Source organism: Marivita sp., from assembly GCF_020055635.1.
In the GTDB taxonomy this organism is placed as follows: domain Bacteria; phylum Pseudomonadota; class Alphaproteobacteria; order Rhodobacterales; family Rhodobacteraceae; genus Marivita.
In genome coordinates this window covers 34171-57545 of record NZ_JAIPUT010000004.1, presented here as the reverse complement: position 1 = coordinate 57545, position 23375 = coordinate 34171, and the positions used below count along the sequence as shown (strand labels likewise).

Annotated in this window: 21 protein-coding genes and 2 riboswitches; of the genes, 9 read left to right on the top strand and 12 right to left on the bottom strand. The window is 64.1% G+C overall.

The genetic code is table 11. The annotated features are described in order from the left end of the window. Window positions 1-27: 27 nt before the first annotated feature. The 3 genes from LCF60_RS03350 (at window position 28) to LCF60_RS03340 (ending at window position 4230) form a co-directional block, all read left to right on the top strand. Window positions 28-720, top strand: coding sequence for an ATP-binding cassette domain-containing protein (locus tag LCF60_RS03350; protein ID WP_292289631.1), 693 nt, complete (start codon window positions 28-30; stop codon window positions 718-720). Then, complete coding sequence (locus LCF60_RS03345; RefSeq protein ID WP_292289629.1) at window positions 720-3248, top strand: FtsX-like permease family protein; 2529 nt, start codon at window positions 720-722, stop codon at window positions 3246-3248. The genes LCF60_RS03350 and LCF60_RS03345 overlap by 1 nt, the downstream gene beginning before the upstream one ends. A gap of 109 nt (window positions 3249-3357) precedes the next feature. Then, complete coding sequence (locus LCF60_RS03340; RefSeq protein ID WP_292289628.1) at window positions 3358-4230, top strand: inositol monophosphatase; 873 nt, start codon at window positions 3358-3360, stop codon at window positions 4228-4230. Window positions 4231-4264: 34 nt separating this feature from the next. Here the strand turns inward: LCF60_RS03340 and LCF60_RS03335 are convergent, their stop codons facing one another. From LCF60_RS03335 to LCF60_RS03310, 6 genes are all read right to left on the bottom strand, one after another. Continuing rightward, complete coding sequence (locus LCF60_RS03335; RefSeq protein ID WP_292289627.1) at window positions 4265-4906, bottom strand: NAD(P)-binding oxidoreductase; 642 nt, start codon at window positions 4904-4906, stop codon at window positions 4265-4267. Further along, on the bottom strand, window positions 4903-5085 hold the full coding sequence (locus LCF60_RS03330; protein WP_292289626.1) for a hypothetical protein: 183 nt from the start codon (window positions 5083-5085) through the stop codon (window positions 4903-4905). Before LCF60_RS03330 ends, LCF60_RS03335 begins: the two co-directional genes overlap by 4 nt. Window positions 5086-5169: 84 nt before the next feature. Next, entirely contained in the window at window positions 5170-8013 is a 2844-nt protein-coding gene (gene gcvP, locus LCF60_RS03325) for an aminomethyl-transferring glycine dehydrogenase (protein WP_292289624.1), read from the bottom strand. Window positions 8014-8145: 132 nt separating this feature from the next. After that, entirely contained in the window at window positions 8146-8505 is a 360-nt protein-coding gene (gene gcvH, locus LCF60_RS03320; RefSeq protein WP_292289622.1) for a glycine cleavage system protein GcvH, read from the bottom strand. Window positions 8506-8524: 19 nt separating this feature from the next. Beyond that, on the bottom strand, window positions 8525-9649 hold the full coding sequence (gene gcvT, locus LCF60_RS03315) for a glycine cleavage system aminomethyltransferase GcvT (RefSeq protein WP_292289620.1): 1125 nt from the start codon (window positions 9647-9649) through the stop codon (window positions 8525-8527). Between the two features lie 89 nt (window positions 9650-9738). Further along, window positions 9739-9805: riboswitch (glycine riboswitch) on the bottom strand. A 3-nt stretch (window positions 9806-9808) separates the two neighbouring features. Then, window positions 9809-9895: riboswitch (glycine riboswitch) on the bottom strand. A 38-nt stretch (window positions 9896-9933) separates the two neighbouring features. Beyond that, window positions 9934-10404: an Rrf2 family transcriptional regulator gene (locus tag LCF60_RS03310; protein WP_292289771.1), complete on the bottom strand. Its 471-nt coding sequence runs from the start codon at window positions 10402-10404 to the stop codon at window positions 9934-9936. 92 nt (window positions 10405-10496) lie between these two features. On the opposite strand from LCF60_RS03310, the gene LCF60_RS03305 reads away from it, so the two are divergent. Then, window positions 10497-11060: a gamma-glutamylcyclotransferase family protein gene (locus tag LCF60_RS03305; RefSeq protein WP_292289619.1), complete on the top strand. Its 564-nt coding sequence runs from the start codon at window positions 10497-10499 to the stop codon at window positions 11058-11060. Next, window positions 11060-12307, top strand: a complete 1248-nt coding sequence (locus LCF60_RS03300; RefSeq protein ID WP_292289618.1) for a DUF2254 domain-containing protein — start codon at window positions 11060-11062, stop codon at window positions 12305-12307. The genes LCF60_RS03305 and LCF60_RS03300 overlap by 1 nt, the downstream gene beginning before the upstream one ends. Here the strand turns inward: LCF60_RS03300 and gltX are convergent. Then, entirely contained in the window at window positions 12304-13641 is a 1338-nt protein-coding gene (gene gltX, locus LCF60_RS03295; protein ID WP_292289616.1) for a glutamate--tRNA ligase, read from the bottom strand. The genes LCF60_RS03300 and gltX overlap by 4 nt on opposite strands. A gap of 107 nt (window positions 13642-13748) precedes the next feature. Between gltX and LCF60_RS03290 the strand changes: the two genes are divergently transcribed. After that, a complete protein-coding gene (locus tag LCF60_RS03290; RefSeq protein WP_292289615.1) occupies window positions 13749-14141 on the top strand; it encodes a metallopeptidase family protein in 393 nt (130 codons plus the stop codon). Window positions 14142-14154: 13 nt separating this feature from the next. On the opposite strand, the gene LCF60_RS03285 is transcribed toward LCF60_RS03290, so the two are convergent. Continuing rightward, entirely contained in the window at window positions 14155-15186 is a 1032-nt protein-coding gene (locus LCF60_RS03285) for a glycosyltransferase family 4 protein (RefSeq protein ID WP_292289614.1), read from the bottom strand. Between the two features lie 4 nt (window positions 15187-15190). After that, on the bottom strand, window positions 15191-16852 hold the full coding sequence (locus LCF60_RS03280) for an NAD+ synthase (RefSeq protein WP_292289612.1): 1662 nt from the start codon (window positions 16850-16852) through the stop codon (window positions 15191-15193). A gap of 211 nt (window positions 16853-17063) precedes the next feature. Here LCF60_RS03280 and LCF60_RS03275 point away from each other — a divergent pair, with 211 nt between their 5' ends. Then, complete coding sequence (locus LCF60_RS03275) at window positions 17064-18404, top strand: 2-isopropylmalate synthase (RefSeq protein ID WP_292289770.1); 1341 nt, start codon at window positions 17064-17066, stop codon at window positions 18402-18404. Window positions 18405-18478: 74 nt separating this feature from the next. Here LCF60_RS03275 and hppD read toward each other — a convergent pair whose 3' ends face one another. Beyond that, the gene (gene hppD, locus LCF60_RS03270) at window positions 18479-19573 is read right to left on the bottom strand and encodes a 4-hydroxyphenylpyruvate dioxygenase (protein WP_292289610.1); all 1095 of its coding nucleotides are present in this window, start codon (window positions 19571-19573) and stop codon (window positions 18479-18481) included. Between the two features lie 126 nt (window positions 19574-19699). Here hppD and LCF60_RS03265 point away from each other — a divergent pair, with 126 nt between their 5' ends. Beyond that, a complete protein-coding gene (locus tag LCF60_RS03265) occupies window positions 19700-20167 on the top strand; it encodes an Lrp/AsnC family transcriptional regulator (RefSeq protein ID WP_292289609.1) in 468 nt (155 codons plus the stop codon). A 36-nt stretch (window positions 20168-20203) separates the two neighbouring features. On the opposite strand, the gene LCF60_RS03260 is transcribed toward LCF60_RS03265, so the two are convergent. After that, window positions 20204-21022 carry a trypsin-like serine protease gene (locus LCF60_RS03260; RefSeq protein ID WP_292289607.1) on the bottom strand — a complete coding sequence of 273 codons (819 nt, stop codon included), beginning with the start codon at window positions 21020-21022 and terminating at the stop codon, window positions 20204-20206. 122 nt (window positions 21023-21144) lie between these two features. Then, on the bottom strand, window positions 21145-21906 hold the full coding sequence (locus tag LCF60_RS03255; RefSeq protein ID WP_292289606.1) for an NAD kinase: 762 nt from the start codon (window positions 21904-21906) through the stop codon (window positions 21145-21147). A gap of 170 nt (window positions 21907-22076) precedes the next feature. On the opposite strand from LCF60_RS03255, the gene glyA reads away from it, so the two are divergent. Then, window positions 22077-23372 (top strand): serine hydroxymethyltransferase, encoded by a 1296-nt coding sequence (gene glyA, locus LCF60_RS03250; RefSeq protein WP_292289605.1) that lies wholly within the window; start codon window positions 22077-22079, stop codon window positions 23370-23372. Window positions 23373-23375: the final 3 nt, after the last annotated feature.

Below are 23375 nucleotides of genomic sequence, written 5' to 3'. Positions count from 1 at the left end.
ATGAAACATGATAAAGTCCCGTACCCCATGACCCAGACCATCCTTGACCTCAAAGATGTCACGCTCAGCCTCAGGGGCAATGCCGGAATGGTCGAGATCCTGCACGGGATCACCCTTTCCGTTCACAAGGGCGAGACCTTGGGCCTGATCGGTCCGTCCGGGTCCGGCAAATCCTCGCTGCTCATGGTGATGGGCGGGCTTGAAAACGCCACGTCTGGCAGCGTTCTGGCGCTCGGTCAGGACCTGACCGCGATGGACGAAGACAAGATGGCCCGGTTTCGCCGCGATCACATGGGAATCGTGTTCCAGTCGTTTCACCTGATCCCGACCATGACCGCGCTCGAGAATGTCGCCACCCCGCTGGAACTGGCCGGAGAGAAAGACGCCTATGCCCGTGCCGAGGCCGAACTCAAGGCGGTCGGGCTGGAAAGCCGCGCCGATCACTACCCGGCGCAGATGTCCGGTGGCGAACAGCAGCGTGTCGCATTGGCGCGCGCCTCTGTCACCCGGCCCGAGATCCTGCTGGCGGATGAACCGACCGGCAATCTTGACGGGGTGAACGGTCAGGCGATCATCGACCTGCTGTTCGGTCTGCGCGACCGCCACGGCGCAACCCTGGTGCTTGTCACCCACAGCCGCGAACTGGCGGCCAAATGTTCGCGTGTCGTGCGCCTGACCGATGGGCACATCTCCGACGAAGCGCTCAAGGCGGCGGAATAATGGCGATCCGGACAGCGGCCCGTTTCGCCCGCCGGGAATTGCGCGGCGGCCTCAAGGGCTTTCGGATCTTCCTTGCCTGCCTGGCGCTTGGCGTTGCGGCGATCGCGGGTGTCGGCTCGGTGCGATCGGCCATCCAATCGGGGCTCGAGGCACAGGGCTCGATCCTGTTGGGGGGCGATGCCTCGGTCGAATTCACCTATCGCTTTGCCGACCCCGAGGAACGCGCCTATCTCGAAAGCATCTCGACCGGCCTGTCCGAGATCACCGATTTTCGTTCGATGGTGGTGCGCGACCCCGACGGCGAGGCCGAGCGCGCGCTGACACAGGTGAAATCGGTGGACGCCGCCTATCCCTTGACCGGCGAGGTGGTGCTTGACCCGCAGATGCCGTTGGCCGAAGCGCTGGCCGGCACGGACACCCAGCCCGGTGCGGTCATGGCCCCGCTCTTGGCCGATCGTCTGGGGCTGACACCCGGTGACAGCTTTCGCCTTGGAACGCGGGATTTCACCCTGTCGGCAATCCTCGTGACGGAACCCGACAGCTCTGCCTCCGGCTTTTCGCTTGGTCCCCGCACGATGGTCACCACGGACGCGCTGCGCGAGGCGGGTCTGTTGCAGCCGGGCACGCTCTATGAAACCGAATATCGCCTGCTTTTGCCGCCCGACAGCGATCTGGACGCACTTGAAACCGCCACCGAAGCGGCCTTTCCCAGCAGCGGCCTGCGCTGGCGCGATGCCCGCAATGGCGCACCCGGTGTGGCGCAATTCGTGGAGCGGCTTGGAGCCTTCCTGATCCTCGTCGGCCTGTCGGGCCTTGCGGTCGGCGGTATCGGGGTGTCGGCCGCGGTGCGCGCCTATCTCGCCAGCAAGACCAGCGTCATCGCCACGCTGCGCACCCTTGGCGCCACCCGCGCCACGATCTTTCAGACCTATTTCCTGCAGATCGGCGCGCTCAGCCTGTTGGGCATCGCCATCGGCCTTGTCCTTGGCGCGCTTGTTCCGATCCTGTTCGGCCCGGTCATCAGCGCCTCGTTGCCGGTGCCTGCGATCTTCACGATCCACCCCGCCCCGCTGATCGAGGCGGCGCTCTACGGCATTCTCACGGCACTGGTCTTCACCCTCTGGCCGCTGGCCCGCACCGAAGACATCCGCCCCGCGATGCTGTTCCGCGATGCGCTGGACGGCGGCAAGGTGCTGCCCGCCTGGCGCTACGTGATCGCCACTCTGGTCCTGCTGGCCCTGCTGGTCGGCGTGGCCTCGTTCTTTTCGGGCAGCCCGTTCCTCACTCTCTGGACAGCGGGCGGGTTGATCGGCTCCCTGATCGTGCTGGTGCTGGCCGCCATCGCGATCCGCTGGCTGGCCAAACGGTCGACCAAGGCGGCGCGCGGACGTCCCGTCTGGCGGTGGGCGCTTGCCTCCATCGGCGGCCCGCGCGACGCTGCGGCCCCCGTCGTGCTGTCGCTCGGCCTTGGCCTGTCGGTGCTTGCAGCCGTGGGCCAGATCGACGGCAACCTGCGCACCGCCATCGACCGTGACCTGCCCGAAGTGGCACCGGCCTATTTCTTCGTCGACATCCAGCCTGACCAGATGCCGCGCTATACCGACATGCTCGAGAACGACCCTGCCGTGGCCCGGATCGACACCGCTCCCATGCTGCGCGGCGTGCTGACCGAGATCAACGGTCGCCCGGCCCGCGAGGTGGCAGGCGATCACTGGGTCGTCACCGGCGACCGTGGCCTGACCTACGCCGCGCAGCCCGATGCCAACACGCGCGTCGTGGCCGGCGAATGGTGGCAACCCGACCATGACGGCCCCCCCGAGGTCAGCTTTGCCATCGAGGAAGCCGAGGAAATGGGCCTCAACCTTGGCGATGACCTGACCGTCAACATCCTGGGCCGCGACATCGAAGCGACGATCACCAGCTTTCGGGATGTCGATTTCTCGACCGCCGGGATGGGCTTCGTGATGACCCTCACGCCCAATGCCCTGCAAGGCGCGCCGCATACCTTCATCTCGACCGTCTACGCCGAACCCGAAGACGAGGCCCGCATCCTGCGCGAACTCGCCACCGCGTTCCCGAACATCACCGCGATCAGCGTCCGGGACGCCATCGACAGGGTGAGCGTACTGCTCGAAGGCATCGGTGCGGCCGTCCGCTGGGGCGCCGCCGCAACGCTTTTGACCGGATTCCTCGTGCTGATCGGGGCGGCTGCCGCAGGCGAAGGCGCGCGCACCTATGAAGCCGCCGTGCTCAAGACGCTGGGCGCCAGCCGCGCGCGCATCCTGCAAAGCTTTGCCCTGCGCTCGGCCCTGCTTGGCGCAGGCGCGGGGCTTGTGGCGCTTGCCGCCGGCATCCTGGGAAGCTGGGCCGTGACGACCTTCATCATGGACAGCAGCTTCGCCATTGTCTGGCCCTCGGCCCTTGGCATCGTGGTCGGCGGCGTGATGGCCACGCTCCTGGCCGGGCTGGTCTTTGCCTGGCGACCGCTTGCGGCACGCCCGGCGCAAGTGCTGCGCGCGCGCGAATGACACGCGCGAAGAAGGCCGCACGGCCCGATGGATGACGATATACCGCCTTGCCCCCGGGCGCGTCCCTTGGCATGCCCCGGACATCCGCCACAAGAAACCGAGTCGCCCGATGCCTGACAGTCTCCCGATGACGATCCCAGCGCCGCTCTCACCTGCCCAGCGCAGCCAGATCATCAACTTGATCCGCCGCACTGCGCGCGCCGAGATCCTGCCGCGCTTCCGCACCCTTTCTGCAACGGATATCGACCAGAAATCCGGCCCGATGGATGTCGTCACCGCCGCCGACCGCGAGGCCGAAAAGATGATCGTGCGGGGCTTGCTGTCGATGTTCCCCAACGCGCTCATCGTCGGCGAAGAAAGCATGACGGAAGACAAGATCGCAGAACTGGCCGAGGCCGAGATGGGGTTCACCATCGACCCGGTCGATGGCACCTGGAATTTCGCGAACGGGCTGAGCACCTTCGGTGTGATCCTGTCGATGACGCGCTTCGGCGTGCCGGTCTTCGGCCTGATCTACGATCCGGTGATGGACGACGTGCTGATCGCAGACGAAACCGGTCCGGCGCAGATCCTCGCGCCACGTCGCCCTGCGCGCAGCGTCGCCGTGTCAAAGGGCGGTCCGGTCGAAAACCTGACGGGCTTCGTGTCCTTTTACAACATTCCCGAAGAAAAGCGCCCGCAGATGGCCGCGCTGATGACCCGCTTCCAACGGCTCTACATGCTGCGCTGCGCCGCGCACGAGTTCCGCATGATGGCTCAGGGTCATGTCGATTTCGTGCTCTGTTCCAGCCTCAGCCCCTGGGATCACGCCGCGGGCGCGCTTATCGTGGGGCGCGCGGGCGGTCATGTGGCCTGTCTGGACGGGTCCGAATATCGCGCCCAGATGCGCTCGGGCTACCTGCTCTGCGCCTCGGACGCCGCCACCTGGGGCCGCGTGCGCGATGCCGTGTCCTTTCTGCTTCAGGATGACAGCAAGGCGTAGGCTGAACCGGCCCTCCCGTGATCGCGGCACGAGACTATCGCGCCAGCACCACATCGGCGCGCCTGTCCAGCCCCTGTTCGATCGCGTCGATCAGGTAATGCGCCACGCTCGCACGCGAGATCAGACCGTTGCGCCATGCCTTGGGGTCGCGCAGGACGCGGTACTTGTCGGATCGCGGCCCCTTGGTCAGGATGACCGGTCGAACGATTGTCCAGTCCACGTCAGAGGCGCAGATCATCGCCTCCTGCCGGCCCTTGTCCGCGTAGGGCTTGCCAAGCACGGCCCGATGACCGGTCCGCTCGATCCAGCTCATGGCTTCGCTGCTGCGCCCTGCACCAAAGCCGGTGACGACCACCAGCCGCGTCACGTCGCTCTTGCCCATCTCGTCCAGCAGGACATGTGTGGTCTGGGAAAACAGCGTCTCTTCTTCCCAGAGCATCGCCAGACGCTCGGTGATCCCAAGCGCATAGACAACTGCCCGCAAACCCTTCAGGGCGCGCGCCACGTCTTCCGGATTGCGGGCGTCGCCCACGAACGGCTCGACAAGCGGATGCGGCTCAAGCTTGTCCGCGCTGCGCCCGAAGGCCCGCACCGACAATCCCCGGCCCACCGCCTCGGTCATGGCGCACTGCCCGATCCCGGACGTTGCCCCCATGATCAGGATCGGCGCGCTCAATTCAGCAGGTCCTCGTAATGCGACGCATAGCGCCGATGCTGCGATCTGTCATGCTTGAGCGCGAGGTTTCCGCGGTAGGGGTCCACCGTCACAACGGCAACGGCAATCCGCTCCGGCACCAGTGTTTGCCCACCAAGGCTCTGCATCATTCGTGTCAGGATGTGTATGAAATGTCTCATACACATCCAACGTAGACCGACGGATCGAGTTGCACAGGCCAGGCGTGTTTCGACAATGGCGCGCGCGACATCCCGATCAAAAGCCTATTCTGCCGCTTCCGCATACTCTTCCATCGGCGGGCAGGTGCAGATCAGATGGCGGTCGCCATAGGCATTGTCGACCCGGTTGACCGGCGGCCAGTATTTGTCGACCCGAAACGCCCCCGGCGGGAAACAGCCCTGCTCGCGGCTATAGGGGCGATCCCAGTCGCGCACGAGATCCTCCATCGTGTGCGGCGCAAGCTTGAGTGGGTTCACCTCGCGGTCCATCCGGCCCTCCTCGATGGCGCGGATCTCTTCGCGGATCGCCAGCATGGCATCGCAGAACCGGTCCAGCTCGGCCTTGGTCTCGCTCTCTGTCGGCTCCACCATCAGCGTGCCCGCCACCGGCCAGCTCATCGTGGGGGCATGGAACCCGGCATCCATCAGCCGCTTGGCGATATCCTCGACCGTGACACCTGCGGTCTTTTCGAAGGGGCGCACGTCAAGAATGCACTCATGCGCGACCCTGCCCTTCTCTCCGCGGTAGAGCACGTCAAACGCACCCTCAAGCCGCGTCGCAATGTAGTTGGCGTTCAGGATCGCCACCCGCGTCGCCTGGGTGAGCCCCTCGCCCCCCATCATCAGGCAATAGGCCCACGAGATCGGCAGCAAGGACGGCGACCCGAATGGAGCCGCGCTCACAGCCCCCTCACCCGACACCGGATCGCCCGGCAGATGCGGGATCAGATGCGCCTTGACGCCGATCGGTCCCATACCCGGCCCACCGCCACCATGCGGGATGCAGAAGGTCTTGTGCAGGTTCAGGTGGCTGACATCCCCGCCCAGGTCACCGGGGCGCGACAGGCCCACCATGGCGTTCATGTTCGCACCGTCGATATAGACCTGCCCACCGTGCTCATGTGTGATCTGGCAGACCTCTTTGACCGTGCCTTCGAACACGCCGTGGGTGGACGGATAGGTGATCATCGTCCCGGCCAGGTTCTCGGAATGCTGCTCGGCCTTGGCGCGAAAATCGTCAAGGTCGATCGAGCCGTTGGCGTCGCATTTCACCGCGACCACCTTCCAACCGACCATCTGGGCCGAGGCCGGGTTGGTGCCATGCGCATTCACCGGGATCAGGCAGATGTTGCGATGTCCCTGACCGTTGGCCCGATGATACCCGGCAATCGACAACAACCCCGCATATTCCCCCTGCGCGCCCGAATTCGGCTGCATCGAGATCGCGTCATATCCCGTAATCGTGCACAGCTTTGCGTTCAGATCCCCAATCAGCGCGTGATAGCCGCGGACCTGGTCGTCCGGCACGTAAGGGTGGATGTCCGCAAACTCGCGCCAGCTCACCGGCATCATCTCTGCCGCCGAATTGAGCTTCATCGTGCAAGACCCAAGCGGGATCATCGCCCGGTCCAGCGCCAGATCGCGATCCGCCAGACGCCGCATGTAGCGCATCATCTCGGTCTCGGCCCGGTTCATGTGGAACACGTCGTGCTGCAGATACTCGGAGGTCCGGATCAACCCGTCCGGCAAGCGGTACTCCGGCGTCAGATCATCATCCGTCTTCAACAATCCAAAGGCCCGCCACACGGCCTCGATGGTCGCGGGGCGCGCCCGTTCGTCCAGCGTGATCCCGATCTTCGTCTTGCCGACAGGCCGCAGGTTCAACCCCTCGCGCACGGCGGCCTGCAACACACCGCGCTGCAAGAGGCCCACATCCACCGTGATCGTGTCGAAATACACCTCGGGCTCCACCCTGAACCCCGCCGCTTCCAGCCCCTTGGCCAGCCGCACGGTCTTGCGATGGATGCGCTGCGCAATGGCGCGCAATCCCTTGGGGCCGTGGAACACCGCGTAGAACCCCGCCATCACCGCCAACAGCGCCTGCGCGGTGCAGACATTCGACGTCGCTTTCTCGCGGCGGATATGCTGCTCGCGGGTCTGCAGCGCAAGGCGGTAGGCCTTGTTGCCATGGCTGTCGATCGAGATGCCCACGATCCGCCCCGGCATCGCGCGCTTGTAGGCATCCTTGGTCGCCATGTAGGCCGCGTGCGGACCGCCATAGCCCAACGGGATGCCAAAACGCTGCGTCGATCCAACGGCAATATCTGCCCCCATCGCGCCCGGCTCCTTGAGCAGACACAGCGCCATCGGATCGGCGGACATGACCGCAATCGCCTTGGCACCGTGCAGACGCGCAATATCGTCCGTGAAATCGCGCAGATGCCCATAGGTGCCCGGATACTGGAAAATCGCGCCGAACACCGCGTCGGCGTCCATGTCCGCCACATCGCCGACAATCACCTCGATCCCCAATGGGGCCGCGCGCGTCTTCATGACCGAGATGTTCTGCGGATGACAATTCTCATCGACGAAGAACGCGCTCGCCTTCGATTTCGCCACGCGTTGCGCCATGGTCATCGCCTCAGCGCAGGCGGTTGCCTCGTCCAGCAACGACGCGTTGGCGATCTCCAGCCCGGTCAGATCGCTCACCATGGTCTGGTAGTTCAACAGCGCCTCGAGCCGACCCTGCGAAATCTCGGGCTGATAGGGCGTATAGGCCGTGTACCAGGCCGGGTTCTCGAAGATGTTGCGCTGGATCGCCGGCGGCGTGACCGTGCCGTGATAGCCCATGCCGATCAGCGAGGTCAGAACCTCGTTCTGCGACGCGGTCTCGCGCATGTGGTAAAGCAATTCCCGCTCCGACAGCGCCTTGCCGAAATCAAGCGGTTCGGCCTGCCGGATACTCTCGGGTACGGTCTGCGCAATCAACTCGTCGAGTTTCGACACTCCGACCACAGCCAGCATCTCGGCCATCTCCGCAGGGGATGGGCCGATGTGACGCCGGTTGGCAAAATCATACGGCAGATAGTCTATGGCATCATAACCCATGTCGCTCTCCTTGCGGTCGGGAACGGCGCACGTCCCCCTGCTTCTTCTCTTTTCAAATATGCCGAAACGACGGTCGCCACGTGGCACCACGTCGGATCAGTACAGGGTGGGTTTTCGACCCACCCCGAAATGTCAGCCGATGAATTTCTTGTAGGCCGCCTCGTCCATCAGGTCGTCCAGCGCCGACATGTCCTCGATCTTCATCTTGAAGAACCACGATTCGCCCTCCGGATCGTCGTTCACCTTGCCCGGCTCCTCGACCAGCGCCTCGTTGACCTCGGTGATCTCGCCATCCAGCGGCGCGAGGATGTCGGAGGCCGCCTTGACCGACTCGATCACCACGATCTCGTCATCCTTGCTGACGGTGGTGCCTTCGTCCGGCAGCTCGATGAACACCACATCGCCCAGCTGTTCGGCGGCATGCGCGGTGATCCCCACGACCACTTCGTCGCCTTCGACGCGCAGCCATTCATGTTCTTCGGTGAATTTCATGAGTTCCCTCTTGGTGTGATTATCGTTTGAACCCTGCCGCCACGAAGGGCAGCTTGGCAACAGCAACAGGAAGCCGTTTGCCCCGGACTTCGCCAAAAAGCGCGGTGCCGGTCTTGGCAAGGGCGGCATCGACATAGCCCATCGCCACGGGTGCGCCCACGGTTGGGCCAAATCCACCCGAGGTGACAGACCCGATTGGCGTGTCGTCCTCTGCACTGGCAAAAAGCGGCGTGCCGTCGCGCATCGGCGCCCGCCCCGCCGGCTGCAATCCGACCCGACGCCTGGCCGCGCCGCCGGTCATTTCATTCAGGATACGCCCTGCGCCGGGAAACCCGCCTTCGCGGTCGCCCCCGGCACGGCGCACTTTCTGGATGGCCCATGTCAGACCGCCTTCGACCGGGGAGGTGGCGGCGTCGATGTCATGCCCGTAAAGACACAGCCCCGCCTCGAGACGCAGCGAATCCCGCGCGCCAAGACCGATGGGTTCCACATCCGGGTGCGCCAGCAACACCTGCGCCAGATCTTTGGCGGCCGCCAAAGGAACGGATATCTCATATCCGTCCTCCCCGGTGTAACCCGACCGCGACACCCAGCATTCGGCGCCCGCAAGCGGCACCGTGGCCACATCCATGAACCGCATGTCCGCCACTTGCGGGTGAAGATCGGCCAGCACCGCCTCGGCCTTTGGCCCCTGCAACGCCAGAAGCGCCCGGTTCTCCAGCAGCTTGACCGTGACCTCCGGTTCGAGCGCCGCGCGCATCCGGGCCACGTCGGCCTCCTTGCAGGCCGCGTTGACCACGACGAAGAGGTGGTCGCCGCGATTGGCGAACATCAGGTCGTCTTCGATCCCACCGGCATCATTGGTGAAGAACCCGTAGCGTTGCCGCCCTTCGCCCAGACCCAGCACATCCTGCGGGATCAACCGCTCCAGCGCGGCTTTGGCTGTCTCGGGATCATCGGCGCGCAGGATGACCTGCCCCATATGGCTGACATCGAACAGCCCGGCGGCAGCACGGCAATGCAGATGCTCCTTCATCACGCCCATCGGGTACTGAACGGGCATTTCGTAGCCCGCAAACGGCACCATCTTCGCGCTCAGCGCGACATGCAGATCGTATAGCGGTGTGCGTTTCAGATCGCTCACGCGGCATCCCTTCGTTTCAGACCGGATGCTTGGAAAAGCGACAACCGGCATATTCCAGAACGCGCAAACGCGCGTTTGTCCTATGCCCCCTCTGTCCTTTCGCCTGAGATCGTTATCCCTTCGGCGTTCCGGGTCAGGCCCGAAATCTCTCCAGAGTCTATGTCCGCGACGGTCCTTCGGCCTGAGAGTTTCCGGGGGCGGTTGCTCCTTCGGCACCGGTCGAACCGGTTCTCCCATCGCAGATGTGACAAACGCTAGACCGTTTTCGAAGCGGCCTCAAGGGGTCAAACGGCGACCGCCGCATCGCGCAGGGAACAGGCCAGTTCGGGATTGAGGATCTGCAACAGGTCATGGTTCTCGCAGATCAACGCATCCAGCGTGATCGGATCAAGCGACCGGTAGAACGCCTCGACCGCGTCGGACAGCGCCGTGCGCAGGCGGCAGGCTTCGGTCAGCGGGCAGGTATTGTCGACATCGGCAAAGCATTCGGCCACGGGCACCGGCGCTTCGAGAACGCGGAACACGTCGCCGATGGTGATTTCTTCGGCCGGTCGGCCAAGCGACAGCCCGCCGTTGCGACCCCGCTGGGTGTGCAGGTAGCCCAGTTGCGCAAGCTGGTTGATGACCTGCGCAAGATGGTTTTCAGATGCGTTGCAACGCTTGGCGATTTCCGCCTTGGTGACAAGCCGCCCCGTGTTCGTGGCGCAGAACATCAGCACGCGCATCGCGATATTGGTCCGTTTGGTGACACGCAATTCGGGCATCCTTCCATGTCGATTGGCCAAAGCTAACCGAACGTGCAAAGCTGTCTTTGATATACATCAACCAGACAAGAGCAGTTCACCCCGTGAAACACCCGCATTTCTTCGGCTACGGTTCGCTCGTGAACCGAAACACCCATGATTTCACGCCGGTTCATCCGTCGCGGATCACCGGCTGGCGACGTATCTGGCGGCGCGCCGCGCATCGCCCGGCGGCATTCCTGTCGGTGATCGCCGACACCACCGCCGAGATCGAGGGCGTGATCGCGCCGGTGCCGAATGACGACTGGGTGGCGCTGGATGCGCGCGAATATTCCTACGACCGTATCGCCGTGACAGACGACGTCCGTCATCCGGCCACGGATGTGCGCGATATCTCGATCTACGCCATCGCGCCCGAGAACGCGTTTCGTCCCGACAGCGATCACCCGATCCTGCTCAGCTATGTCGACGCGGTGCTGCAAGGCTATCTGCGCGAATTCGGAGAGGCCGGTGCGGCACGGTTCGTCGATACGACCGAAGGCTGGGACACTCCTGTGCGCAACGATCGCGCGGCACCGGTCTACCCGCGCGCACAGACGCTCACCAAGGCCGAACGCGAGTGCGTCGATGACCTGCTGCTGCGCGTGCGCGCCAAGGTCTTTGCCTGATGCGCGAACGCGTCTGGCTGTGGATCACGCGGATGTGGCGGCGGCCGGGCATCCGGATTTCGGCCTTCGGCCTGTCCGCGCTTCTGGTGGCGCTGTTCGCGCCGCTGCTGGACCGGTCGCTTCCTCACTGGATGGTCGAGCGGTTCTCTCGGGAGGCGGTGCTGCCGATCCTCAACATCCTTGCGTCGTCGATGCTGGCGGTGACGACCTTTTCGCTGGGCATCATGGTGCAGGCCTTTCGCGCCGCCGCCGGACAGGCCACGCCGCGGGTCTACCGTCTGCTGATGCAAGACATGACGACGCTCAACGTGATGTCCGTTTTCGTCGGCGCGTTCCTGTTCTCGCTGGTCTCGATCGTCATGTTCCGCGCCGGGGTCTATGGCGCATCCGCCGCCGTCCTGATCTTCGGCCTGACGATGCTGTGCATCCTGCTGATCGTCATCGCGATCCTGCGCTGGATTGCACATCTGAGCCAGCTGGGCAGCCTGCATCACACGCTCAACGTCGTCGAGGCGTCGGCCACGCCGCCGCTTGAACGGCTGGCGACGGTGCCAAACCTGGGTGCGACACCCGCCGACGATGCGTCCCGCGCGCCTGACGATTCCAAGCCTCTTCTGGCAGTCACGACAGGCTACGTCCAGTTCATCAGCCTGTCCTCCCTGAACGATGCGCTTGAAAAGGGGGATGGAACGATCTGGATCGTCGCGCCTCCCGGGCGCTGGGTCAACACCGGCACGCCGCTTGCCTATTTCAAAGGCGATTGCGATACGGAAACGCTGATCGACAATTTCACCCTGGGCGATGAACGCACCGTCGAACAGGATGCCCGCTTCGGCCTCGTCATTCTGTCCGAGGTCGCATCGCGCGCGCTGTCACCGGGCGTAAACGATCCCGGCACGGCCATCGACGTGATCCACCGGATCGAACGCATCCTGTGGAACCTGGGCCGATGCATGAGTGACCCCGACCGCGCGCCGCAAACCCTGTTCGATCGCGTGATCATCGGCACCGTGTCGCCGGCGGACCTGATGCAGGACGGCTACGCCACGCTGATGCAGGATGGCGGTGACAGGTTCGACGTGATGGCCCAGGTGCTCAAGGCCACGAACCGGCTGAGCCAGAGCGACTGGCCCGAACTGGCCAAAGCCGCCCTGGCCATACACGAGACTGCGATCGGCATCATCGACCGCCGGATCGAGGACCCGAAAGCGGCCGAAACGCTGCGCCGGAAGGCGAAGGAAACCTAGCTTTTCGCCAGCTTTCGCGCCGGGATGGTTTGCAAGAGCGGCAGCAGATCGGCCATTTCCGGCCCCCGCTCCTGCCCGGTCAGCGCCTTGCGCAGCGGCATGAACAGGCCCTTGCCCTTCCGGCCTGTCGCCTCTTTCACCGCGTTGGTCCAGTTGCCCCATGCGTCAGGGCCAAGCGGCCCTTCGGGCAACAGCGCCATGGCTTCGGCGATGAACTCTGCGTCTTCGTCGGCAACCATCGGCTCGGCCCCGTTGGCGCACAAGTCCCACCAGGCGGCGATGTCATGCCGCGTGGTGATGTTCTCGCGCGCCACGGTCCAGAATGCCTCGGCCTTGTCCTCGGGCACGCCCAGGGCGGTCAGATCGTCCTTCATCACGCCGTAGTCCAGCGCATGCAGCTTGCGCGCGGTCAGCGGGAACAGGTCTTCGAAATCGAACTTGGTCGGGGCTGACCCGAACTGGCTCAGGTCGAAGCCATCGGCGATCTCGTCCAGCGTCAGGCGCAATTCCACCGGCTGCGACGACCCCAGCCGCGCCATCAGGCTCAGCAGCGCCTCCGGCTCCACCCCCTGTTCGCGCAGATCGCGCAGCGCCAGCGTGCCAAGACGCTTGGACAGCGACTCGCCCTGCGGTCCGGTCAGCAGCGAATGGTGCGCAAAGGACGGCACGGTGCCGCCCAGCGCGCGGATGATCTGGATCTGCGTCGCGGTGTTGGTCACGTGATCCGACCCGCGCACCACGTGGGTCACACCCATCTCGGTATCGTCCACGACCGATGCCAGCGTGTAAAGGATCTGCCCGTCGGCCCGGATCAGCACCGGGTCACTGACACTGGCGGCGTCGATCGAGATGTCGCCAAGGATGCCGTCGGTCCACTCGATCCGCTCCTGATCGAGCTTGAAACGCCAGACCCCGGGACCGCGCTCTTCGCGCAGCTTCGCCTTGTCGTCATCCGACAGCGCCAGCGCGGCGCGGTCATAGACCGGCGGCTTGCCCATGTTGAGCTGCTTCTTGCGCTTGAGGTCCAGTTCGGTCGGAGTCTCGAACGCCTCGTAGAACCGCCCCATCTCGCGCAGCTTGTCGGCTGCCGCATGGTACTGATCCAGCCGTTCGGACTGCCGTTCGACCCGGTCCCATGTCAGGCCCAGCCATTCCAGGTCGCGCTTGATCGCATCGACATATTCTTCCTTCGACCGTTCGGGATCGGTGTCGTCTATCCGCAGGATGAAGGTGCCGCCCGACTTGCGGGCAATCAGGTGGTTGAACAAGGCGGTGCGCAGGTTGCCGACATGGATGTAGCCGGTGGGCGACGGCGCAAAGCGGGTGGTTGTCATGAGGGTGCCTCCTGTTGGCCTGCGCTTTCCCACAAGACGCCGCCTTTGTCGAGTGGCGCAGGCATTCATCGCTTGACGCCGGGCACCGCTGCCGTGCTGATACGCGCATGAACGCGGACACCGATATCGACGACATCCTGCGCTACGCCGAAAAGGCGCTGGCGACCCTGCCGAAACCGTTTCGAGACCTGAGCAGGGATGTCCTGCTGGACGTCGTCGACTGGCCTCCCAAGCGCATCCTTGCCGAGTTGCAGATCGACGACCGGCTCGAACTGACCGGGCTTTACGAGGGTATTCCGCTGCCGGAAAAATCGAACGCCGACCCTGCCCCTTTCCCGGATCGGGTCTGGCTTTTTGCCGAACCGATCCTTGCCGAGTGGCGCGAGCGTGGCAATGAAACGCTCGAGGATCTCGTGGGACATATCGTGGTGCATGAAATCGCGCATCATTTCGGCTGGACCGACGAGGAAATCGCGGAAATCGACGAGTGGTGGCGGTAGACCCGCCTGTTGCTCAGGCCAGAAGCGCCGCGACCCTCGACACGAACACCTCCGGCGAAAGATCGTTCTGCGCCGTCCGACGCGCGCCGGACGACAGGCGCAGGCGCAGGGCCGGATCACCGACAAGCGCCGACAGCCGATCCCGCAGCGCGCCTTCGTCCGACAGGTCCACCCGGAACCCGTTCTGCCCCGAAGTGATGTAACCCGCGCTGCCCGCCCCTTCCGAGATGACGGGGATCGTGCCATAGGCCATCGCCTCGATCGGGGCCCAGCCCAGCGTTTCGTGAACAGACGGCAAGACGCAGACATGATGCGCGGCGAACAGGGCGGGCATGTCTCCATAGCTCACATCCGATTGCAGCGTGATCCAGGGATGATCCGCCACCGCCTTCTGCAACCGGGCAAGATGCGCCTCGTCGGCACCGCTGATGTCGCGGTCCGTTGCTCCGACCAGCGTCAGCGTCGCGCCACCGGGCAAGCTCTGCATCGCGTCGATCACCGCGTCCTGCCGCTTGCGCACCTGCGCCAGCTTGCCCACGCACAAGATGCGCACCGGCTCCCCGGCCATGTCACGATAGGTGTCACGCGGCACCGGAAGTTCCTCGATCGGCCAGGGCAGGTAATGGGCCGCCGGATCGGTCGGTGCCTCGGCATCCAGCCCGCGCACCGGGGTGATCCGTTCCCAGGCGCGCTGTTCCAGCGCATAGGACAGCCGCTTTTTCAGACCCCGCCGCTGCGTCAGGGGCCGCTGGTCGTAAGACAGGATGCGCAACCGGGCCTTGCGCGCCGCCACGTGAATGGCCTTCGACAGCTTTGACGGGTAGCGCGCAAAGATCAGGTCGGGCTGCAATTCGGCCAGCGCGCTGCGCAAGCGGGCGGCATCGGGCGCGGTGCCGAAGACTTCCGGCGCGACATGGCTGTGGTCCTCGATCCGGGACGTCGTTTCGGCAAACACTGCAACGCGATGTCCCGCCTCGATCAGTGCCTTGGTGGCGAAGAACAGGTTGGTGTGAAACCGGGGAACGACGAACAGGATCGAGGCCATCGCGTCAGCCCGGATCGCGCCAGCGGTTCACGATGGGATATCGGCGATCCAGCCAGAACGCCCGGTTCGACAGTCTTGGTCCCGGTGCCGACTGGAACCGCTTGTATTCGCTGATGTAGAGCAGGTGCTCGATGCGCTTGGCGTCGGCGCGGTCATAGCCTGCTGCGACGCAATCCGCGATGGAGCCGTCCTCGTCGACAAGGATGTGCAGGATAGCGTCAAGCACCGGGTAGTCGGGCAGCGAGTCGCTGTCCTTCTGATCCGCGCGCAGTTCGGCCGAGGGTGGCTTGGTGATGATCGCCTCGGGGATCACGGCCCCTTCCGGCCCCATCATCCAGTCGCGGTGATGGGCATTGCGCCAGCGGCAGGCGTCGAACACGCGGGTCTTGTACATGTCCTTGATCGGGTTGTAGCCGCCCGCCATGTCGCCATAGATCGTGGCATAGCCCACCGCGACCTCGGACTTGTTGCCGGTGGTCAGCAGCATCTCGCCGAACTTGTTCGACAGCGCCATCAGCAGCAGACCGCGGATGCGGGACTGGATGTTTTCCTCGGTCAGGTCGGGCTGGGTGCCTTCGAACAGGGGCGCAAGGGTTTCGGTCACCGCGTCGCGGGTTTTGCCGATTGGCAGAAAGTCGTACCGGCAGCCAAGGTTTTTCGCCACGGCCTTGGCATCGTCCAATGATCCCTGCGATGTGTATTCCGAGGGCAGCATCACGCAGCGGACATTCTCGGCCCCAAGCGCATCCACCGCGATGGTGGCGACGATGGCGCTGTCGATGCCGCCGGACAGGCCCAGCAGCACCTGCCGGAACCCGGTCTTGCGCATGTAGTCGCGCAGCGCCTCGACCATGACGCGGTAATCCTGCTCCATGTCGCCCGGATGCTGCGTGAAATCGCCTTGCACGACGCGCCATCCCGCCTCCTCGCGGGTCAGGTCGATATGGCTGATCACCTCGTCGAAGACCGGCAGCTGCACTGCGATCGCGCCTCCGGGGTTGAGTGCAAATGACCCGCCATCGAAGACCTGATCGTCCTGACCGCCGACCATGTTCAGATAGACAAGCGGCAAACCGCTTTCGACCACGCGGCTCACCATGTGGTTCAGCCGGGTCTCGTACTTGTTGCGGAAATAGGGTGACCCGTTCGGCACAAGCAGGAACTCCGCCCCGCTTTCCTCCTGCGCCTCGACCACGTCGGGATACCATGCGTCTTCGCAGATCGGCATGCCGATGCGCACGCCATTGACCGCAACGGGCCCCTGCATCAGATCGCGCGAAAAATGCCGAACTTCGTCGAACACGTTGTAATTCGGCAGGAAATACTTGTGCACCTCAGACGCGACCTTGCCGCCCTGAAGCACGAAATAGCTGTTGTGCAGCTTGAGATCCTCGCCCACGGCGGGCCCACCGATGGACAGTGCAGGCCCGTCGGCGCAGGCTTCGGCCAAGGCTGCCAGTTCGGCCCGCACCGCCGCGACGAACGCCGGTTTCATGATCAGGTCCTGGGCCTGGTAGCCGGTGAGGAACATCTCGGGCAGCGCCACCAGATCCGCGCCTGCCGCCTTGCCCTGCTCCCATGCGGCGCGCGCCTTGGCGGCATTGCCTGCAACGTCGCCCACGGTGGGGTTCAGCTGAGCCAGTGTGATGCGAAACCGGTCCGCCATGGGGCCGTCTCCCTTTCCCGATATCGCCGGTGACATAGCAGAACGCCACGTGAGGGAAAGCATCTTGTCGGATAAGACATTGTCTGACCCCGCCGGCTCGCTTAGGTTTCGGACACAGGGCCATGGCAACCGACATGAGTGGGGCAACAAACAGATGAGACCGGGCAAGACAGTCATGCTGGGCGCAGCCGCCGCGCTGGCGATCGCGCACATGGCACAGGCGCAGGACGACGAGGTCCAGACCAAGCAATATGACGACGGTGGCGTCTATGAAGGCACATTCCTGAACGGGTTGCAGCACGGCACCGGCACCTACCGTCTGCCAAACGGCTACGAATATACCGGCGACTGGGTCGATGGCGAGATCCGCGGCGACGGTGTCGCCCGCTTTCCCAACGGATCGGTCTACGAGGGCCAGTTCGCCAAGGGCAAGCCCGAGGGGATCGGCAAGATCGTCTTTGCCGACGGGTCGACCTATGAAGGCTCATGGCTTGACGGCAAGATCACCGGGCAGGGCGTGGCGCTCTATGCCAATGGCGTGCGTTACGAGGGCAGTTTCCGCAACGCGCTGCACCATGGTCGCGGCACCATGCAAAGCCCTGGCGGATATGTCTACGAGGGCGACTGGGTCAACGGCGTCAAGGAAGGCAACGGGACGATCACCTATCCGGACGGGTCGGTCTACGAGGGCCGCGTTGCCGATGGCGACCGGGAGGGTCAGGGCAAGCTGACCATGCCGGACGGGCTGATCTATGACGGCATGTGGAAAGACGGCCAGATCGACGGGGTCGGCACGCTGACCCAGTCCAACGGCGATGTCTACGAAGGCGAACTGGTCGCGGGCCGACGTGATGGGCAAGGCAAGGTCAGCTATGCCAATGGCGACATCTACGAAGGTGAATTCCAGGACGACCTGCGTCACGGACAGGGCACGTTCATTGGCACGGACGGCTATCGCTACGAAGGCGCCTGGGTCGCCGGCCAGATCGAAGGACAGGGCAAGGTCACCTATCCCGATGGCTCGGTCTATGTGGGTGAATTCCGGGGCGACCTGGCGAATGGCGAAGGAAAGATCACCTATCCGGACGGGTCGACCTATGAAGGGGCCTGGGACGATGGCGTGATCGATGGCGAGGGCCGTGCGGTCTATGCCAACGGGCTTGTCTATGAAGGCGCGTTCAAGAACGCCCGCAACCACGGGGTCGGCACCATGACCTATCCCGATGGCTACAGGTATGAAGGCGAATGGCAGGATGGTCAGCGTCACGGGCAAGGCACCGCGACCTATACCGATGGCACCGTCTATGTCGGAGAGTTCCGCGACGGGCAGCGGCACGGCGAAGGCACCATCACGATGGCTGACGGGTTCACCTATACCGGGGCATGGCAGGAGGGCGAGATCAGCGGTCAGGGCACCGCGACCTATGCCAACGGCGATGTCTACGAGGGCATGTTCCTTGACGGAAAACGTCAGGGAACCGGCACCATGCGCTATGCGTCCGGCGAAGAAGCCACGGGCGAATGGGTCAACGGTGCGCTGACCGACGGCTAGACAAAAAGCGGTGCGGCCTGAAACAGGCAGGCCTGAAAAAAGGCAGGCAAGATACCTTGCCTGCCCAAGTTTCCTTACCCGGCCTTGAGAACGCCGCGTTCGATCTGATCGGCCTCGATGCTCTCGAAGAGCGCCTTGAAGTTGCCTTCGCCAAACCCGTCATCGCCCTTCCGCTGGATGAATTCGAAGAAGATCGGTCCGATCACGGTTTTCGAGAAGATCTGCAACAGGATGCGGGTCTCGCCGCCGCCGACGACACCTTCGCCGTCGATCAGGATACCGTGTTTCTTCATACGGTCGATCGGCTCTTCGTGGCCGACCACGCGGTCCTTGCTCAGCTCGTAATAGGCGTCGGGCGGCGCGGGCATGAATTTCAGCCCCCGATCCGCAATCTCGTCCACCGCCTCGTAGATGTCGCGCGCACCGACGGCGATGTGCTGGATGCCTTCGCCCTTGTACCGCTTGAGATACTCGACGATTTGCCCGGTCTCGCCCCGGTCCTCGTTGATCGGAATGCGGATGCGTCCGCAGGGCGAGGTCAGCGCGCGGCTCAGAAGCCCGGTGAATTTGCCTTCGATGTCAAAGAAGCGGATTTCCTCGAAACCGAAAATGTCGCCGTAGAATCTGAACCAGACATCCATGTTGCCGCGATGCACGTTATGCGTCAGGTGATCGAGATAATGGAATCCGACGCCTTCGGGATTGGCCTTGGACACCCAGTCGAATTCATCATTATACGGGTTTTCCTCGTAATACTTGTCGATGAAATAGATCAGCGACCCGCCGATCCCGACGATCGCCGGAACGTCCAGCGCCTTGTCGTCAGCGTCATAAGGCGTCGCGCCCTGCTTGACCGCGTGATCATAGGCGTGCTGCGCATCGACCACGCGCCAGCCCATCGAAGGCGCACAGGGGCCGTGCTCCTCGACAAAGCGCATGGCGTGGGTGCCGGGTTCGTTGTTCAGGACGTATGTGATGTCGCCCTGCTGCCAAAGCTCGATCTGCTTGGTCTTGTGGGTGGCAGTGTGGGTGTAGCCCATCTTGGTGAACAGGTCGCGCAACGCGTCCGGCTCGGGATGGGCGAACTCGACGAATTCAAAACCGTCGGTTCCGGCGGGGTTCTTTTCGGTAATCTTCGCCTTCGGCGCATCATGTGGAAACGGGCCCATAACTTCCTCCTTGATTTTGGCCAGAATACGCCACGGATGGTGCAGTTCGGGCTCAAATATCAGGGCGCTTGGCGGAAAACATGCGGTTAACTTGCACATTCAAAGTAAATCATGCAATTCTGCCGCATGTCCAGACTTGACCCCAGAGATATCCAGCTGCTGGCCCGGCTTCAGAAGAATGCGCAGGTTTCGGCCCTTGAGCTTTCGGAAGAACTGGGCATGTCGGCATCGCAGATCAGCCGGCGGCGTCAGCGGCTCGAGGCCGAGGGTTATATCCTCAGCACGCCCTGCCGGCTTGATCCCGAACGGCTTGGCCTGAACGTGCAGGCGTTCATCCAGATCGAGACGCGGTCACAGCACAGCGACACGCATCGTTCGGTCAAACGGCTGGTGTCCGGCCAGCCGGAAATCATCGCCGCCTGGACGCTGACCGGAGAGGCGGATTACATCTTTCGAGTCTTCTGCACCGATCTTGCCGCGCTCAACCGTCTGGTTCAGGAGGTTCTGTTGCCGCACGAGGCCATCGGACGGGTGCACAGCCAGATCGTGATGGATCAGGTCAAGGACGACACCGCCCTGCCGTTGCCGGGCTGATCCCATTCGCCCCGAGGCGGCTGACGGACCGGTCCGTCAATCCACCGTCACGAACCGCGCGCCGTTGCCCGAGGACCGCTGCCCGACCGTGACCCGCTTGGCTCCGGCCGAGACCGGGGCGCGCGCCGCATCGTTGCGCATCTCGCGCATCAGGCCGCTGACCACCACCGGGAGCGACATGCCGATGGCCTCTTTCTCCTGCCCCGGCGCGTCGGACATCATCGAGATCACCGACACGATCCGCAATCTGCCCTGATCGTTGATGAAGACCGGCGCACCCGACGACCCGAAGGTCACGTCGCAGTCGAAGGTCATCAGCCCGCCCTGATAGGTGGCCTTGTGGCGACACCCCGTTTCCCGCTGAAGCGAGGTGTTGCGCCCACGCCCGTAAGACACAAGCGTCACCAGGTCTCGGTTCGCCGCTGCGGTGTGCAGCTTGAAAGGTTCGGCCTCGGTGCTGAACACCGGACGGTCGAGGCGCAGAAGCGCCAGATCGTTTTGCACCTTCTGGGTCACGGACAGCGCCGCGGAAGCCCCGTAGCCCGGCGCGACCACGACCTTGGTCACCGCCCGCGTCGCGGCCGTGTCCCCGTGGGTATAGCCGGCATGAAACCGCATCGACCCGGGTGGCAAAACGCGTCCGGTTGCATCGTCAACAACGCAATGCGCCGCCGTCAGCACGAGATCCCGCGCGATCAGCGTGCCGGTGCAGGTGCCCACACCCAGGTCGAGTCGCCCGACGGCTTCCCAGCCCAGCGCCTCGCCCGGCGCATCAAGCCGGTCCCGCTCCTGCGCGGCGACAAGTGCCGGGACAAGACCGAGCATCGCAACAAAAAGAAACAGGCGTTTCCGCATGCCGAACCACCTTTGGCCATGACCATCAGGCGGCAAGCTAAGCGGCGGAGATGGCACAAGCTGGGCAGTTTCGTGTCACGGTCATGCCCCCGGAGACACCTCTGGCCGACCGTCGCGCCGCTTCAGACGAACTGCTCGCGGATCAGCCGTTCTTCCAGACCGTGTCCCGGATCGAACAGCACACGATGGGCTATTGACGGTTCCGAGCGAATGTCCACCCGGACGACATTCCTGACCGCGCGCGCATCAGCCTCGGCCATGACCGGGCGCTTGTCAGGCTCCAGCACGTCAAAGGTGACTTCGGCCGTCTTGGGCAGCAGCGCACCGCGCCAGCGGCGCGGCCGGAACGCGGACATCGCAGTGAGAGCCAGCACATCCGACCCGATCGGCAGGATCGGCCCATGCGCCGAATAGTTATAGGCCGTGGACCCTGCCGGGGTCGAAACCAGCGCCCCGTCGCAGACCAGTTCGGACATGCGCACCTTGCCGTCGACACTGATGCGCAAGCGCGCCGCCTGCGGCCCGGCCCGCAGAAGCGAGACCTCGTTGATCGCCAGCGCCCGGTGCGCTTTGTCATCCTGGGTCGTCGCCATCATCGACAGCGGGTTGATCACCTCTTCCTCGGCCGCGGTCAGCCGCGTCTCGAGGTCATGCTCGGAATATTCGTTCATCAGGAACCCGACGGTGCCCCGGTTCATGCCATAGACCGGCACTTGCAGATCCTGCGTGCGATGCAGCGTCGCCAGCATGAAGCCGTCGCCGCCCAGCGCCACGATGACGTCTGCGCCCGCTTCGGCGTGATCTCCGTAATGGCGGGTCAAGCCCGCTTTCGCCGCCTGGGCAATCGGCGCGTTACTGGCGGCAAAGGCGATGCGCAGAGACATGAGAGCTTCGTTCCTATCGGGATCATCTGGCCCCGAAACAAGCACAATCGCCGCAGCAGCGCCAGCCATGGCGCAGCTTTGACGTTTCTGGTCGCTTCCCACCTTTGCCTTTCGACATGATTCCTTTACTTAAGCGGCAACATGATCCCCGCTTCCAGGAGGCCCTGCCCATGAACGCCCCGCACCGTGACACCGGTTTCTTCACCAAATCTCTGGCCGACAGCGATCCGGACCTGTTCCGGTCGATCACCGATGAGCTCGGCCGCCAGCGCGACGAGATCGAGCTGATCGCCTCGGAAAACATCGTCAGCCGCGCCGTGATGGAGGCGCAGGGTTCGGTGATGACCAACAAATACGCCGAAGGCTATCCGGGCCGTCGCTATTACGGCGGCTGCCAGTTCGTCGACGTGGCCGAGACCCTAGCCATCGAACGTGCCTGCCAGCTGTTCGATTGCGGTTTTGCCAATGTGCAGCCCAATTCCGGCAGCCAGGCGAACCAGGGCGTGTTCACCGCGCTCTTGCAGCCGGGTGACACGATCCTTGGCATGAGCCTCGATGCCGGTGGTCACCTGACCCACGGTGCTGCGCCCAACCAGTCGGGCAAGTGGTTCAACGCGATCCAGTACGGCGTCCGCAAGGAAGACAACCTGCTGGATTACGATCAGGTTCAGGCGCTGGCGACCGAGCATCAGCCCAAGCTGATCATCGCCGGTGGTTCGGCCATTCCGCGCCAGATCGACTTTGCCAAGATGCGCGAAATCGCCGACTCCGTCGGCGCCTACCTGCACGTGGACATGGCGCATTTCGCCGGTCTGGTGGCGGCGGGCGAACACCCCAGCCCGTTCCCGCATGCGCATGTGGCGACCACAACCACGCACAAGACCCTGCGCGGCCCACGCGGCGGCATGATCCTGACCAATGACGAGGCGCTGGCCAAGAAGTTCAACTCGGCCATCTTCCCCGGCATTCAGGGTGGTCCGCTGATGCATGTGATCGCGGCCAAGGCCGTGGCCTTCGGCGAAGCGCTGCGCCCCGAGTTCAAGACCTACCAGCAGAAGGTCATCCGCAACGCGCAGGCGCTGTCGGACCAGTTGATCAAGGGCGGGCTGGACACCGTGACCCACGGCACCGACACCCATGTCGTGCTGGTCGACCTGCGCCCCAAGGGCGTGAAGGGCAACGCGACCGAAAAGGCGCTGGGCCGGGCGCATATCACCTGCAACAAGAACGGCGTGCCGTTCGATCCGGAAAAGCCCACGGTCACCTCCGGCATTCGCCTTGGCACGCCCGCGGGCACGACGCGCGGCTTCGGCGAGGCCGAGTTCCGCCAGATCGCCGACTGGATCATCGAGGTGACCGATGGGCTGGCCGCCAATGGCGAGGACGGCAACGCCGCGGTCGAGGACAAGGTCCGGACTGAGGTCGCGGAGATGTGCGCCCGCTTCCCGATCTATCCCGATCTCTGAGCG

What these genes read in the sequence shown, in the direction of transcription:
- LCF60_RS03290 (WP_292289615.1), top strand. Translation starts at nt 13,749, where the DNA reads ATGAACGCGGACACCGATATCGACGACATCCTGCGCTACGCCGAAAAG.
- hppD (WP_292289610.1), bottom strand. Translation starts at nt 19,573, where the DNA reads ATGGGCCCGTTTCCACATGATGCGCCGAAGGCGAAGATTACCGAAAAG.
- LCF60_RS03340 (WP_292289628.1), top strand. Translation starts at nt 3,358, where the DNA reads ATGCCTGACAGTCTCCCGATGACGATCCCAGCGCCGCTCTCACCTGCC.
- gcvP (WP_292289624.1), bottom strand. Translation starts at nt 8,013, where the DNA reads ATGGGTTATGATGCCATAGACTATCTGCCGTATGATTTTGCCAACCGG.
- LCF60_RS03260 (WP_292289607.1), bottom strand. Translation starts at nt 21,022, where the DNA reads ATGCGGAAACGCCTGTTTCTTTTTGTTGCGATGCTCGGTCTTGTCCCG.
- gltX (WP_292289616.1), bottom strand. Translation starts at nt 13,641, where the DNA reads ATGACAACCACCCGCTTTGCGCCGTCGCCCACCGGCTACATCCATGTC.
- LCF60_RS03255 (WP_292289606.1), bottom strand. Translation starts at nt 21,906, where the DNA reads ATGTCTCTGCGCATCGCCTTTGCCGCCAGTAACGCGCCGATTGCCCAG.
- LCF60_RS03345 (WP_292289629.1), top strand. Translation starts at nt 720, where the DNA reads ATGGCGATCCGGACAGCGGCCCGTTTCGCCCGCCGGGAATTGCGCGGC.
- LCF60_RS03330 (WP_292289626.1), bottom strand. Translation starts at nt 5,085, where the DNA reads ATGAGACATTTCATACACATCCTGACACGAATGATGCAGAGCCTTGGT.
- LCF60_RS03285 (WP_292289614.1), bottom strand. Translation starts at nt 15,186, where the DNA reads ATGGCCTCGATCCTGTTCGTCGTTCCCCGGTTTCACACCAACCTGTTC.
- LCF60_RS03280 (WP_292289612.1), bottom strand. Translation starts at nt 16,852, where the DNA reads ATGGCGGACCGGTTTCGCATCACACTGGCTCAGCTGAACCCCACCGTG.
- glyA (WP_292289605.1), top strand. Translation starts at nt 22,077, where the DNA reads ATGAACGCCCCGCACCGTGACACCGGTTTCTTCACCAAATCTCTGGCC.
- LCF60_RS03350 (WP_292289631.1), top strand. Translation starts at nt 28, where the DNA reads ATGACCCAGACCATCCTTGACCTCAAAGATGTCACGCTCAGCCTCAGG.
- LCF60_RS03300 (WP_292289618.1), top strand. Translation starts at nt 11,060, where the DNA reads ATGCGCGAACGCGTCTGGCTGTGGATCACGCGGATGTGGCGGCGGCCG.
- gcvH (WP_292289622.1), bottom strand. Translation starts at nt 8,505, where the DNA reads ATGAAATTCACCGAAGAACATGAATGGCTGCGCGTCGAAGGCGACGAA.
- LCF60_RS03265 (WP_292289609.1), top strand. Translation starts at nt 19,700, where the DNA reads ATGTCCAGACTTGACCCCAGAGATATCCAGCTGCTGGCCCGGCTTCAG.
- LCF60_RS03275 (WP_292289770.1), top strand. Translation starts at nt 17,064, where the DNA reads ATGGCACAGGCGCAGGACGACGAGGTCCAGACCAAGCAATATGACGAC.